At 62.0% G+C, this 14,103-nt stretch carries 10 protein-coding genes; 6 read left to right on the top strand and 4 right to left on the bottom strand.

Annotated features, from left to right (window positions below):
- Positions 1 to 13 precede the first annotated feature (13 nt).
- From alr to glgP, 5 genes are all read left to right on the top strand, one after another.
- A complete protein-coding gene (alr, locus tag WOB96_RS01715; protein WP_341369534.1) occupies positions 14 to 1,117 on the top strand; it encodes an alanine racemase in 1,104 nt (367 codons plus the stop codon).
- Positions 1,114 to 2,475: a DNA repair protein RadA gene (radA, locus tag WOB96_RS01710; RefSeq protein ID WP_341369533.1), complete on the top strand. Its 1,362-nt coding sequence runs from the start codon at positions 1,114 to 1,116 to the stop codon at positions 2,473 to 2,475. Before alr ends, radA begins: the two co-directional genes overlap by 4 nt.
- 83 nt (positions 2,476 to 2,558) lie before the next feature.
- On the top strand, positions 2,559 to 6,395 hold the full coding sequence (locus WOB96_RS01705; RefSeq protein WP_341369532.1) for a DUF3683 domain-containing protein: 3,837 nt from the start codon (positions 2,559 to 2,561) through the stop codon (positions 6,393 to 6,395).
- Between the two features lie 8 nt (positions 6,396 to 6,403).
- Positions 6,404 to 7,759, top strand: a complete 1,356-nt coding sequence (gene pepP, locus WOB96_RS01700; RefSeq protein WP_341369531.1) for a Xaa-Pro aminopeptidase — start codon at positions 6,404 to 6,406, stop codon at positions 7,757 to 7,759.
- 71 nt (positions 7,760 to 7,830) lie between these two features.
- Positions 7,831 to 10,383 (top strand): alpha-glucan family phosphorylase, encoded by a 2,553-nt coding sequence (gene glgP / locus WOB96_RS01695; RefSeq protein ID WP_341369530.1) that lies wholly within the window; start codon positions 7,831 to 7,833, stop codon positions 10,381 to 10,383.
- An 86-nt stretch (positions 10,384 to 10,469) separates the two neighbouring features.
- Here the strand turns inward: glgP and mazG are convergent, their stop codons facing one another.
- On the bottom strand, positions 10,470 to 11,267 hold the full coding sequence (mazG, locus tag WOB96_RS01690; protein ID WP_341369529.1) for a nucleoside triphosphate pyrophosphohydrolase: 798 nt from the start codon (positions 11,265 to 11,267) through the stop codon (positions 10,470 to 10,472).
- Positions 11,268 to 11,371: 104 nt separating this feature from the next.
- Here mazG and ycaO point away from each other — a divergent pair, with 104 nt between their 5' ends.
- Positions 11,372 to 13,120 carry a 30S ribosomal protein S12 methylthiotransferase accessory factor YcaO gene (ycaO, locus tag WOB96_RS01685; RefSeq protein ID WP_341369528.1) on the top strand — a complete coding sequence of 583 codons (1,749 nt, stop codon included), beginning with the start codon at positions 11,372 to 11,374 and terminating at the stop codon, positions 13,118 to 13,120.
- 62 nt (positions 13,121 to 13,182) lie between these two features.
- Here the strand turns inward: ycaO and WOB96_RS01680 are convergent, their stop codons facing one another.
- Genes WOB96_RS01680 through WOB96_RS01670 form a run of 3 tightly spaced genes read right to left on the bottom strand, consistent with a single transcriptional unit; the run spans position 13,183 to position 14,035 of the window.
- Positions 13,183 to 13,575, bottom strand: a complete 393-nt coding sequence (locus WOB96_RS01680; protein WP_341369527.1) for a DUF202 domain-containing protein — start codon at positions 13,573 to 13,575, stop codon at positions 13,183 to 13,185.
- Positions 13,572 to 13,721, bottom strand: coding sequence for a DUF2283 domain-containing protein (locus tag WOB96_RS01675; protein WP_341369526.1), 150 nt, complete (start codon positions 13,719 to 13,721; stop codon positions 13,572 to 13,574). The genes WOB96_RS01680 and WOB96_RS01675 overlap by 4 nt, the downstream gene beginning before the upstream one ends.
- A 20-nt stretch (positions 13,722 to 13,741) precedes the next feature.
- A complete protein-coding gene (locus WOB96_RS01670) occupies positions 13,742 to 14,035 on the bottom strand; it encodes a helix-turn-helix domain-containing protein (protein ID WP_341369525.1) in 294 nt (97 codons plus the stop codon).
- Between the last annotated feature and the right edge of the window lie 68 nt (positions 14,036 to 14,103).

The raw sequence follows: 14,103 nt of genomic DNA, 5'->3' as shown, positions 1-14,103 counted from the left end.
GCAGAGGTTCGTCATGTCCCGTCCCACTCAGGCCCTGATCAGCCAGGGCGCTCTGCTGCACAACCTGCAGGTCGTTCGCGCTTCCGCGCCCAGGTCCCGCGTGATGGCCGTGGTCAAGGCAGACGCCTATGGGCACGGCGCGGTGCGGGTGGCCGGTATCCTGGAGGCCGCCGGGGTGGATGCCCTGGCCGTCGCCAGCCTCGAAGAAGCCCTGCAGCTGCGCGAGAGCGGCATCTCAGCCCCTGTATTCATTCTCGAAGGTCCTTTCACGCCCGACGAGATTCCTGCGGCGGCCCAGCATCGGCTTGGCCTGGTGCTGCATAGCTTCGAGCAGCTTGCCTGGCTGAGCAGGGCAGAGCTGGAATCCGACATCGAGGTCTTCCTGAAACTCGATTCCGGCATGCACCGCCTGGGTTTTGCGCCCTGCGATCTGCCTGGCGCCCTGGATTCACTTCGAGCTTGCCCCGGCGTGCATCTGTGCGGATTGATGAGCCATCTCGCGCGTGCGGACGAGCCCGAAAACAGGTATAATAATCATCAACTTGAGACATTCTCCCAGACCTTTGAACAGCTTGCGGATCAGGGCCTTGAAAGGTCCCTGGCCGCGTCGGCCGCCATACTCCGAAGTCCCGATACACATCTCGACTGGGTCCGCCCGGGCCTGATGCTCTATGGCATGTCCCCCTTTGCCGAGGTCTTTGGCCCCGCGCTGGGGCTGGTGCCGGTGCTGCAGTTGCGTTCCGCGCTGATGACGGTCCGCGAGCTGAAACCAGGCGACTGGCTTGGCTATGGCGCGGCCTTCCAGGCAGATCGCAGGATGCGGGTCGGCGTGGTGGCCATCGGCTATGGCGATGGCTATCCGCGTCAGCTTGGCAATGGCACGCCGGTGCTGGTGGGTGGCCGGCGCAGTCGACTGCTCGGCAGGGTCTCGATGGACATGCTCTTTGTCGACCTGAGCGAATTGCCCACGGCCAAACCCGGCGATGAAGTGATGCTGATGGGCCGTCAGGGCACGGAGCAGGTGACCGTTGATGAGCTTGCGCTCCTGGCGGGCACCATTCCCTATGAATTGACCTGCCGAATTCAGGGGCGGGTCCCACGGATCCTGGAATCATGAGCAAAGCCAAAAGCATATTCGTTTGTGATGCCTGCGGAAGCGCCTCGCCCAAGTGGCTCGGGCGTTGCCCGGACTGCAATGCCTGGAACAGCCTCGTTGAGAGCCTGCCGGCGGTGGCCGCCACTCCGGCCTCGCGCCATACGGCCTTTTCCGTGGCAAGCCGGGTGCAGGATCTGGCGGCGGTGGTCTCCGAGCATACGGCCCGGACCAGCACCGGCCTGCAGGAACTGGATCGGGTGCTGGGCGGCGGGCAAGTGCAGGGCGCGGCCGTGCTGCTTGGCGGCGATCCCGGCATCGGCAAGTCCACCCTGCTGCTGCAGGCCATCAGCCATCTCGCCAAAACCGGCACGGCGCTCTATGTAACCGGCGAAGAGTCGGCGGCCCAAGTGGCCATGCGCGCCCGCCGCCTGGGGCTGTCCACGGAGGGCATTCGCCTGCTGGCGGAGAACAATCTGGAAACCCTGATGGCCCAGGCGGAAGTCGAGCAGCCGGTGGTCATGGTGGTCGATTCCATCCAGACCATCTATACCGAGGCCCTGCAGTCGGCGCCGGGTTCGGTGGGGCAGGTGCGCGAATGCGCGGCGCAACTGGTGCGCTACGCCAAGCGCAGCGGTGTGGCGGTGTGGCTGGTCGGCCATGTCACCAAGGAAGGCAGTCTGGCCGGCCCGCGGGTGCTGGAGCACATGGTGGATACCGTGCTCTATTTCGAGGGCGAGTCGGGGCAGAACTTCCGCGTGGTGCGCGCCATCAAGAATCGCTTTGGCGCGGTCAATGAGCTGGGCGTGTTCAACATGACCGACAAGGGCCTGACCCAGGTGGACAATCCCTCCAGTCTATTCCTGTCCCAGCATAACGATCCGGTGGCGGGCTCTGCGGTGCTGGTGACCCAGGAGGGCACGCGGCCCTTGTTGGTCGAGGTGCAGGCCCTGGTCAGCCCGAGTCCCCTGGCCAATCCCCGGCGCGTTGCCATCGGCCTTGATCCCAGCCGCCTGTCCATGTTGCTGGCGGTGCTGCATCGCCACGGTGGGGTGGCACTCTTTGATCAGGATGTCTTCGTCAATGTGGTCGGCGGGGTGCGCCTGAACGAGCCGGCCTCGGACCTGGCCGTGTTGATGGCGCTACTGTCGAGCTATCGCAACCGGCCCCTGGACCCCAAGCGCGTGTTCTTTGGGGAGATTGGCCTGGCGGGCGAGGTGCGTGCCGTTTCACGGGCCGGTGAACGGCTCAAGGAGGCCGCCAAGCTGGGGTTCAACCGGGCCATGCTGCCGGGCGCCAGCGGACTCGAGCGCGGACTACCGAAACTGCGCATCGAGAAGGTGGACAAGCTGCCCGATGCGCTGGAGCTTGCCTTTGACTGAATCCAGATTTTCGCGAATGTCCCAGGCTGTGGTATATTAGCGAATGATTTTTTAGTTGGCCTTGACGGGACCCGACCTATTCAATGAGCAGCGTCCAGAGCCGTATCCGCGAAATCCCCTACAATTACACCTCCTTCTCCGACCGCGAAATCGTGATCCGCTTTCTCGGCGAGGAGATGTGGTCCGTGCTCGATGAACTGCGTGGTCAGCGCAAAACCGGGCGTTCGGCGCGCATGCTGTTCGAGGTGCTGGGGGATCTCTGGGTGGTCTCGCGCAATCCCTACATCCAGGACGACCTGCTGGAGAATCGCAAGCGCTTCCAGTCCCTGGCGCATGCCCTGCATCATCGTTTGGACCAGGTCATCGAGCGTTCCGAGGACAACCCCCTGGCTTTGAAGCTGGTGGATGCCGCCCGCTGTGCGGTGCGCGAGTTCGAGGCCTGGTTCCCGCGCCAGCGCGAGATGCGCAAGCGCGCCATGGCCGAATTCCGGCGCGTCACCCGGCGCGACAATGTCAACTTCGACGGGCTCGCCCGCGTCAGCCATGCCACCGATGCCACCGACTGGCGGGTCGAGCACCCCTTCGTGGTGCTCACCCCGGATACGGAAGAAGAGGTGGCCGGGCTGGTGGCGGCCTGTATCCGGCTGGGTCTGACCATCATCCCGCGCGGTGGTGGCACCGGTTACACCGGCGGCGCCATTCCCCTGCACGCCGACAGTGCAGTCATCAATACCGAAAAACTCGAAGATCTTGGCGAGATCATCTATCAAAAGCTGCCGGGCAGTGATCAGCCGGTGGCGACCATCCGCGCCGGGGCCGGGGTGGTGACCCGAAGGGTATCCGAGGCGGCGGCCCGCGTCGGGCAGGTATTCGCCGTGGACCCGACTTCCCAGGATGCCTCCACCATCGGCGGTAACATCGCCATGAATGCCGGCGGCAAGAAGGCGGTGATCTGGGGTACCACGCTGGACAATCTGCTGTCCTGGCGCATGGTCACGCCCGAGGGCGAGTGGTTGGAAATCGAGCGGCTGGATCACAATCTTGGCAAGATCCACGAGGTTGATATCGCCCGTTTTCGGGTGACGCGCTATGCGCCGGATGGCAACACCGCTATCGGCCACTCGAGCATTCTGGAAATCCCCGGCAGCGACCTGCGCAAGCAGGGGCTTGGCAAGGATGTCACCAACAAGTTTCTCGGTGGCCTGCCCGGCATTCAGAAGGAGGGCTGCGACGGCATCATCACCAGCGGTGTCTTTGTGCTGCACCAGGCCTTTCAGCATACCCGCACGGTCTGCCTGGAGTTCTTTGGCAGCGACCTGCGCGAGGCGGTGCCGGCCATCGTCGAGATAAAGGATTATCTGGACAGCCATCCCCAGGCGGTACTCGCCGGGCTGGAGCATCTCGACGAACGCTACATCCGGGCGGTGGGCTACAGCACCAAGGCTGCGCGCCCGGAACGGCCCAAGATGCTGCTGATTGCCGATGTCAGCGGGGATGACGGTGACGCCGTGGCCGCCGCCGCGAGCCATGTCGTGCGACTGGCCAATGCCCGTGGCGCGGAGGGCTTCATTGCCGTCAGTGCCGAGGCGCGCAAGGCCTTCTGGAAGGACCGTGCCCGCACGGCGGCCATCGCAGCCCACACCAATGCCTTCAAGATCAACGAGGACGTGGTGATCCCGCTCGATCGCCTGGCCGATTACAACGATGGCATCGAGCGCATCAACATCGAGCTTTCCACCGAGAACAAGCTCGCCATCCTCGACGAGATCCTGGCCTGTCTGCAGGGCCCCATGCCCGCCGCCCGCGAGCGCGAGGAACATCGCAGCGAGGAAGGGGACCTGCTGCTGGAAGACAAGCGGGTCCGGGCCATCGCGCATCTCAAGACCGTGCAGACGCAGTGGCAGGCGATCATGGCGGCGCTCGACGCACCGGCCACATCCATTGCGCTGCCTGGTGATCTGGCTGAAAAGGTCCGGCCGGGGGATACGGTGTTTCGACTGATGCAGCGGCGCGACCTGCGCATCTCCTATCGCAAGGTGGTCAAGCGGGTGCTCGGCGAGATCTTTGGCGGGCGCGAGTTCGAGGCCCTGCGCCAGCGCTTCGATGAAATCCATCAGAACCTGCGCAAGAGCCGGCTCTTCGTGGCCTGCCACATGCACGCCGGTGACGGCAACGTGCACACCAACATTCCGGTGCATTCCAACGATTATTCGATGATGCGCCGCGCCGAAAGCGTGGTCGAGCAGGTGATGGCGCTTGCCGAATCACTCGGTGGGGTGATCTCCGGCGAGCATGGCATCGGGCTGACCAAGATGCAGTTCCTGGCGCCTGCCTACGTCGACGCCTTTGCCGGCTACAAGGCCGTGGCCGACCCGCAGGGTCGCTTCAATCGCGGCAAGCTGCTGCCGGGTTCGGGTCTGAAGAATGCCTATACGCCGAGTTTCAATCTGCTGGAGGCAGAGGCCATCATCCTCGAGAGCACGCAGCTCAATGCGCTCGCGGATGACATTTCGGATTGCCTGCGTTGCGGCAAGTGCAAGCCGGTCTGCAATACGCACATTCCGCGCGCCAATCTCCTGTACAGCCCGCGCAACAAGATCCTCGCCACGGGGCTGGTCATGGAGGCCTTTCTCTATGAAAAGCAGACCCGTCGCGGCATCTCCCTGCGCCACTTCGAGGAAATGAACGACATCGCGGACCATTGCACGGTCTGCCACAAGTGCCTCAATCCCTGTCCGGTGAACATCGACTTTGGCGATGTGACGATCCGCATGCGCAACATCCTCAAGGAGCAGGGGCAAAAGCGCTTCAGCCCCGGCACCGCGGCGAGCATGGCCTTTCTGAATGTCACCGATCCCGCCACCATCAAGCTGATGCGCAAGGGCATGATCGAATGGGGCTACAAGGGCCAGCGCCTGGCCCATGGCATTGCCAAAAAGCTTGGCATCCTGCACGAGAAACGGCCGGCGTCCACCACCGGCAAGCCCGAGATCAAGGCCCAGGTCATCAATTTCGTGCGCAAGCCCATGCCCGGCAAGCTGCCCAGCAAGACCACGCGCGCGCTGCTGGGTGTCGAGGACGCGAGCATCGTGCCGATCCTGCGCGACCCGCTCAAGGTCAGCGAGCAGTCGGACGCGGTATTCTATTTTCCGGGCTGTGGCTCGGAGCGCCTTTTTAGTCAGATCGGTCTGGCCACACTCGCCATGCTCTATGAGACCGGCGCCCAGACCGTGCTGCCGCCAGGTTATCTTTGCTGTGGCTATCCGCAGACCTCGGGCGGCGACCAGGCCAAGGGTGACCAGATCACTGCCGAGAATCGCGCACTCTTCCACCGGGTGGCGAATACGCTGAACTATCTCGATATCAAGACCGTGATCGTGTCCTGCGGCACCTGCATGGACCAGTTGCTGCGCTATCAGTTCGAACAGATCTTCCCCGGTTGCCGCCTGCTCGATATCCATGAATACCTGATGGAGAAGGGGGTGCGGATGGAGGGTGTATCGGGCGTGCAGTATCTCTATCATGATCCCTGTCATACACCGATGAAGACCTACAAGCCCCAGCAGGTGGCGTCCACCCTGGTGGGGCAGGGGGTTGAGCTGTCGGATCGCTGCTGTGGCGAGGCCGGCACCCTGGCGGTGGCGCGCCCGGACATCTCCACGCAGTTGCGTTTTCGCAAGGAAGAAGAGATTCACCGGAACGTGGAGACTTTGATCGGCGAACCGGTTGCCACCGGACAGGTGAAGATGCTCACCAGTTGCCCGGCCTGTCAGCAGGGGCTTTCCCGCTATGCCGCCGACACCGGTGTGGAAACGGACTATATTGTCGTGGAATTGGCAAAGTCCTTGCTGGGCCCCGACTGGGACAGCCGCTTCGTCGAGCAGGTGAGAGAGGGCGGGCTGGAGCGCGTGCTGCTTTAGGAGTGTACATGGATACGACTGTGGATTACGTAGCAAGACGCGAGCGCCTGCTCAGGCGCATGGGGCAGGGCGTCGCCATCATTCCCACCGCCACGGAAAAGACGCGCAATGCCGACGCCCATTACCGCTTCAGGCACAACAGTGATTTCTACTACCTGACCGGCTTTCCGGAACCGGAAGCCGTGCTGGTGCTGGCACCCGGCCATCCCCTGGGCTCGACCATCCTGTTCGTGCGACCCCGGGATCCCGCCCGCGAGATCTGGGATGGCTACCGGGCCGGCCTGGAGGGCGCGCGCGAGCAGTATGGCGCCGATCAGGTCTTCAGCATCCATGAGATCAACGACATCCTGCCGGGTTTTCTTGAGAATCAGGACCTGCTCTTCTACAGTGTCGGGCGCAATCCGGATTTCGATGCACGGGTGATGCACTGGCTCAATCAGGCCCGCGCCAAGGTGCGAGCCGGGATCAGCGCCCCGCGCGAGATCGTCGATGTGGACGAGATGATCCACGAGATGCGCCTGATCAAGGACGATGCCGAAATCGAGCTGATGCGCCGCGCCGCCGGTATCTCCGGGGCAGCCCACCGCCAGGCCATGCGCGTGTGCCGGCCGGGGCTTTACGAATATGAGCTGGAAGCCGAACTGGAATATGTGTTCCGGCGTCAGGGTGCGACTGCGCCGGCCTACACCAGCATCGTGGGCGGCGGCGTCAATGCCTGCGTCCTGCACTACATCGAGAACAGCCGAATGCTTGCCGATGGCGATCTGGTGCTGATCGATGCCGGTGCCGAATATGGTGGCTATGCCGCCGACATCACCCGCACCTTTCCGGTCAATGGCCGCTTCAGCCCCGAACAACGCGATTTGTATGCGCTGGTGCTGGCGGCACAGCAGGCAGCCATCGAGGCCGTGCGCCCCGGCAGTCCCTACAATGCCTACCATGATGCCGCCGTCGCGGTGCTGGCACAGGGCTTGCTGGATCTCGGGATCATCCGGGGCTCGCTCGAGGAAAGTCTCGAAACAGGCAGCTACAAGCCCTTCTATATGCATCGCACTGGGCACTGGCTGGGCATGGACGTGCACGATGTTGGTGCATATAAGCTCAAGGGCGAGTGGCGGCCTCTGCAAGCCGGCATGGTGCTCACCGTCGAGCCTGGGCTTTACATCGCGCCGGATGCGGAAAATGTCGATGCGCGCTGGCGCGGTATCGGCATCCGTATCGAGGATGATGTGCTGGTGACGGAAAACGGACACGACATCCTCACGAAAGATACTCCCAAGCGCCTCGAGGAGATCGAGGATCTTATGGGCCAGGCGGCGCCACGGCTGGGTTTGAGCGCGGAAGAGCTTGCCTTGTTTGAATGATTTTGCCTGCTGGCAATGTCAAGATTTTGACCTATCTGTAAGAAGGCACTGCCCTTACACAGGAGTTTCTTATGCCGGGCACGGTATTTTCACTTGAGGTCAATCCGCAGATTCCCGCCAAGCTGGCACGTCTGTCAGAGCTGGCCAATGATCTCTGGTACAGTTGGGATCGTCCCACGCGCGAGCTTTTCTTCCGGCTCGATCCCGTGCTCTGGGACGAAGTCGGCCACAATCCCAAGCGCTTTCTCCGCCAGGTCGAGGAAAAACGCCTGCAGGAAGCTGCCCAGGACCGCGTCTTTCTGGAGAGTTTCTATCGGGTGCTCTCGGCCTACGACACCTACATGCTGGAACAGTTGCGGCCCCAGGGCCAGCCGGGGCTGGACCAGGGTGACCTGGTTGCCTATTTCTGCGCCGAATTCGGTTTTCACGAGAGTTTCCCGATCTATTCCGGTGGTCTGGGCATCCTCGCGGGTGACCATTGCAAGGCCGCCAGCGATCTCAGTCTGCCCTTCGTCGCCATGGGTCTGCTGTATCGCCAGGGCTATTTCTATCAATTCATCGATGCCGAGGGCAATCAGGTCGCGACCTACGCCGATTCCGACTTCGAGAATCTGCCGATCTCGCCGGTCCTGACGCCCGGTGGCGCCGAAATCAAGGTCGGCGTGGAACTGCCGGGGCGCACCGTCACGGCCAAGCTGTGGATGGCGCGCGTCGGGCACATCAAGCTGTATCTCCTGGATACCAATCTGCCGGAGAACAGCGACGAGGACCGCTACATCACCCATCGCCTCTATGGCGGCGACATCACCATGCGCATCAAGCAGGAGATGATCCTCGGGATTGGTGGCGTGCGTGCCCTGCGCGCGGTAGGCATCAAGCCGAGCGTCTGGCACATCAATGAGGGCCACGCGGCCTTCATGATCCTGGAACGGGCTCGCGAGTTGGTGAGCCAGGGGCTGGACTTCAATGCCGCTCTGGAAGCCACGGCCAGCGCGACCATCTTCACCACCCACACTCCGGTGCCGGCGGGCCATGACATCTTCCCGCGGGAGCTTATGCTGGAATACTTTGGTGGCCAGATACAGGCCCTGGGCCTGGACACTGAACGCTTCCTAGGCCTAGGCTTGAAGTCCAATGAAGGTTTCGGCTTCAATCAGACAGCCCTTGCGGTACGTGGCTCGCGCTTCCAGAATGGGGTCAGTCGCATCCATGGGCATGTGTCCTCGGAAATGCTGGCCGATCTCTGGCCGCAGGTGCCACCCGAAGAGAACCCGGTTTCCTATGTCACCAATGGTGTGCACGTACCGACCTTCCTGGCCCAGGAGTGGCGCGAACTCTTTGATTCCTATCTCGGTGGCGAATGGCGCAATCGGCTGTGTGACACCGACTTCTGGCGTCGTGTGGAGCAGATTCCCGATCACCTCTACTGGAGCGTGCGTCAGGCCCTGAAGTCGCAGATGATCAAGGAGGTGCGCGAGCGACTGACCCTGCAGCACCGGCGCAATGCCGGCAGCGAAGCCCATCTCGACCGCTTGCTGCGCCACCTCGATCCGCTGGATCCGAGCGTGCTGGTGGTGGGCTTTGCGCGACGCTTCGCGACCTACAAGCGCGCCACCCTGCTGTTTGAGGATCTGGAGCGGCTCAAGGCCATCGTCAATCACGCCGACCGGCCGGTGATCTTCATCTTTGCCGGCAAGGCCCATCCGGCCGATCGACCGGGGCAGGAGCTCATCCGCGACATTCATCGTCTGGCGCGTCAGCCCGGCTTCGAGGGCAAGATCCACATGATCGAAGGCTATGATATGGGTCTGGCCCGGGCGCTGGTCTATGGCGTGGACGTGTGGCTGAACAATCCCGAATATCCGATGGAGGCCAGCGGTACCTCGGGTGAGAAGGCCGGCATCAACGGCACGATCAACCTGAGCGTGCTCGACGGCTGGTGGGGCGAGGGTTATAACGGCCACAATGGCTGGGCCATCAAGCCGGTGCATACTGCCGATCCGCTGCGCGCGCGTGCGGAGGAGGCCGCCACGCTCTATGAACTCCTGGAAAACGAGGTCATGCCGCTTTATTACCAGGCGGGCAGTTATGGCTTTTCCAGCGGCTGGGTGAAAAAATCCAAGCACTCCATGGAAACCCTGCTACCGCGTTACAACGCAGCGCGCATGGTGAGTCAATATGTGCGGGAGCTCTACCGTCCGGCAGCGATCCACGGCCGGCGGGTCTGTGGCGAGGAGTACCGCGGCGCACGGGTCCTGTCGCAGTGGAAGCATCGGGTGCAGTCGGCCTGGAGTGGGGTCAGTATCAGCCGTCAGGACCATGCGCCGGATCGCATCCGCTATGGCAATGCCCTGCAACTGGAACTGGCGGTCGAACTCAATGGCCTGCAGCCCGAGGACGTGCGGGTGGAATGCATCCTGAGTCAGCACTTCGAGCGCCGCAATCTGCGTCTGGAGAAGAATTACTTCCTGCGCCATGAAGGGCAGACAGTGGATGGGCGTCACCGCTTCGTGCTGAACCTGGAGCCGGACGCCTGCGGACGCATGGATTACCGCATCCGCATCTATCCCTATCACGAACTGCTGGCCCAGGCCCATGAAACGGGGCTGATGATCTGGCTCTGACGAGCCAGGCAGAGAGCAGTAGCGCAGTACCTTCAAACCGCGACTTTGGGAGAAACCCCGGAGTCGCGGTTTTTCTAGTTGTAGGATCAGCCCCTGCGTCGCGCGAGTTCCCGTTTGGCGCTTTCCCAGAGCGCGTCGAGCTCGCTGTCGCTCAGATCCTGCAGATTCAGGTCCTGCTTCCTGGCCTGCACCTGCACCTCGTTCAGGCGCTCGCGGAACTTGCCGCAGGACTGGCGCAGCGCCTGCTCCGGATGCACATCCAGAAAGCGCGACAGGTTCGCCAGCGCAAACAGCACGTCGCCATATTCGTCGATGATCTCTGCGGGGTTGCCAGTCGCTACCGCATCCTTGAGCTCCTGCCATTCCTCGGCGCACTTGGCCCAGACCGGTGCGATGTCGTGCCACTCAAAACCCAGATTGGCGGCTCGCTCCTGCAACTTGTAGGACCAGAGCAGGGCAGGGAGGGCGCCCGGAATGCCGGCATCCCAGGCGGTATCCCGGTCAGTGGGCTTGTCCTTCAGTTCCTCGGCTTTCAGGGCCTGCCAGCGCTTGTTAAGGGTATCGAGATCGGTGATGCTTTCCTCGCCAAACACATGCGGATGGCGGCGGATCATCTTGTCCACCGCAGCCTGGGCAACCTCCTCGATGGAAAAGAGCCCTTGCTCGCGGGCAATCTCGGCATAGAAAACGATGTGAAAGAGCAGGTCGCCAAGCTCCTTGCGCAGCTCCTGCCAGTCTTTCGTCTCGATGCTCTGGACCAGTTCGTAGCTTTCCTCGATGGTATAGGGCGTGAGACTTTCCAGGGTCTGGGCCTGATCCCAGGGGCAGCCCCCAGGCCCGCGCAGGGTGCGCATGATCTCAACCAGCTTGTCAAAGGCGTCCATAAAGGCCATTCTCCCGGCAAAGGCGAAATGCCGAGTGTAACCCATGGGCGCTTCAGCCCATATCTGTACCGCGACTGGCCGCTAGCTGGCCGAAAGGTGGAAAGATGAGCGAGCAGACTTATATCAAAGGCAAGGACCGCGATCTCGAATCGAGCATCCAGCACATGCTCGACCAGCTTGCCCGGCATGGCTTTCAGATCGAGGAGGCCTCCTGGCTCAATCCGGTGGCCAATGTCTTTTCCGTGCACATTCGCGACCGCGACTGTCCGCTTATGTATACCAACGGCAAGGGCGCCAGCCGCAAGGCCGCGCTCGCCAGCGCGCTTGGCGAGTTCTTCGAGCGGCTGCAGACCAACTACTTCTGGGCCGATTATTATCTGGGTGAGGCACTCGCCAACGATGAATTCGTGCATTATCCCCAGGAACAATGGTTTCCGGTCAAGGGCAAGAAGCTGCCGACGGGTCTGCTGGATACCGAGCTCTGGCAGTTCTACAACCCCGAGGGCGAACTGACGCCGGCGCAACTGGTCGACACCAACTCCGGCCACCCCGAGCGCGGCATCTGCGCCTTGCCCTTCCTGCGTCAGCGCGACGGCGAGACGATCTGGTTTCCGGTCAACATCGTCGGCAATCTCTATGTCAGCAACGGCATGTCCACCGGTAATTCAGAGGCCGAGGCACGGGTACAGGCACTCTCGGAGATCTTCGAGCGTTATGTGAAAAACCGCATCATCGCCGAGGGCATCAGCCTGCCGGACGTGCCGCTCGATGTGATCGAGCGTTTCCCGCGCATCCGCGAGGCCATCACGGAACTCGAAGGACACGGCTATCACATCCTGGTGAAGGACGCCTCGCTTGGCGGGCAGTTCCCGGTCATGAACGTGACCATGATCGATCCCGTGCACGGCACCTGCTTTGCCTCCTTCGGTGCCCACCCGAGCTTTGAGGTCGCGCTGGAGCGTACCCTGACCGAACTGTTGCAGGGCCGCAGCCTGGAGCGTCTCGACGGATTTCAGGCGCCGACCTTCGATCAGGCCGCGGTGGCCGAGCATCACAATCTGGAAATGCATTTCATCGATTCCAGCGGCCTGATTTCCTATGATTTCTTTCGTGATACGCCCGACTATCCCTTCAGCGACTGGGATTTCGGCAGCGATACCGCCAGTGAATTTGCGTTCTTGAGTGGACGCATCCAGGCGCTCGGCTTTGACATCTACATCATGGATTACCAGCATCTTGGCATGTACTCCTGCCGCATCCTGGTGCCCGGCATGTCGGAGATCTACCCGGTCGAGGACCTATGGCTCTCGAACAACAACGAAGGCGCGCAGCTACGCGCCCTGGTCCTGCATCTCGAAGACCTTGATGAAGAGGGGCTGGAGGAACTGCTGGATGCGCTGGAGGAGGGGGGCTTCTCCGAACATCAATTGGTGGCGGCCCTGATCGGGGTCGCGCCGGACCCGGGCTCAGCCTGGTCCAGCCTGACAGTCGGCGAGCTCAAGGCCCTGATCGCGGCGCGGCTGGATGATCCCGAAGCGGCGCTGGAATGGGTGGAGGGCGTGTTGCACAGCCAGACGCTCGGGCGCGAGCGAATCAAGTTCTACCGGGCGCTTCAGGCCCTCCTTGAAATCGAGCTCGATGAGGAGCGCGACCCGGATGATTATCGCGCGAATCTGGTGCGGCTCTATGGCGAGCAGGATGTCCGGGCAGCCGAGGACCTGATTGCCGGCGAGCCCGGCTTCCCCGGCCTGCACGCGCCGGGCCTGCCTCTGGATGGCCTACCGCTGCACGGGCAGTTGCTGGATGCCTACCGCAAGCTGCACGCGGCCAAAGCCGCGTTTTACGGAAAATGATCAGACCGGAGTGGATATCTACAGCCCATTCAGAAAAGGTCAGGTTTTGAAACAGTGCCCGATCATGATGCGACGCCAGGACCGTCCTTGCCGCGTCCTGCCAGCGCCTGATTGATGAGATCGTTTTCGATGCGTGTCTCTTTCCTGATTTGCTCGGGAAGCTCTTCGTCCCGGATTTCGGACAGCAGATGATAATGCTTCTTCATCTTGCGATAGCGCTTCAGACCAAAGAAAAAGATCGACAGCCCGCCAGCAATGAATACGTAACCAATGATGGAATACACGACATGTCCGAAAAACTTGATAAAGGACAATCCGGAGATCACGAGGGTAAGCGTCGTGCGCCCGTAAGCGAGAAAGGTTCGCTCGTTGGCGAGCACGGTGCGGTCCAGGGCCAGCCAGTCCCGGATAATGAATTCTCTGGGGTTGAAGTTGTCGTAGGGCAGGTGTTTCATGGGGTAATCCTCCCCTTTTTAGGGGTCCGCGAAGTAGAGGTCATGCCCACGTTGACGTTCCAGCTCAGGGACAGTTCCTTGATGATCTTGTCCTTACTGAACTCAATCACCAGAATGTCATCTGTCGCGTTGTAGGTGATCTTCATGGGGTCACCTGCCAATGGGTTCAGGCAGCACTGGGGATGTCCTTGAAAACCTCCCGCAAAACCTCAGGCCGCTTGGCCGCAATGAACAGCAGGGACTTGGCCGCCCCGGAAGGCTGGCGCCGTCCCTGTTCCCAGTCCTGCAAGGTGCGCGGACTGACGCCCAAAAGCGCGGCAAAGGCCGATTGACTGAGCCCGGTATGCTCGCGGATGGCTTTGACGTCGGTGGGCACCTCCACACTATAGTGGCGCCCCTCGCCGCGCTGAATGGCCTGGATACCTTCCAGGATCTCCTGTCCGATATTGCGCTTAGTCATGGTCCAAGCTCTCCTTGATCGTCCGTAACACATGAGCCGGGATGTTCTCCGCCTCGTTCTTGGCGTAG

This window comes from Thermithiobacillus plumbiphilus, assembly GCF_038070005.1.
Classification (GTDB): domain Bacteria; phylum Pseudomonadota; class Gammaproteobacteria; order Acidithiobacillales; family Thermithiobacillaceae; genus JBBPCO01.
The sequence above is the reverse complement of the archived record's forward strand: the minus strand, read 5'-3'. Positions and strand labels throughout refer to the sequence as shown.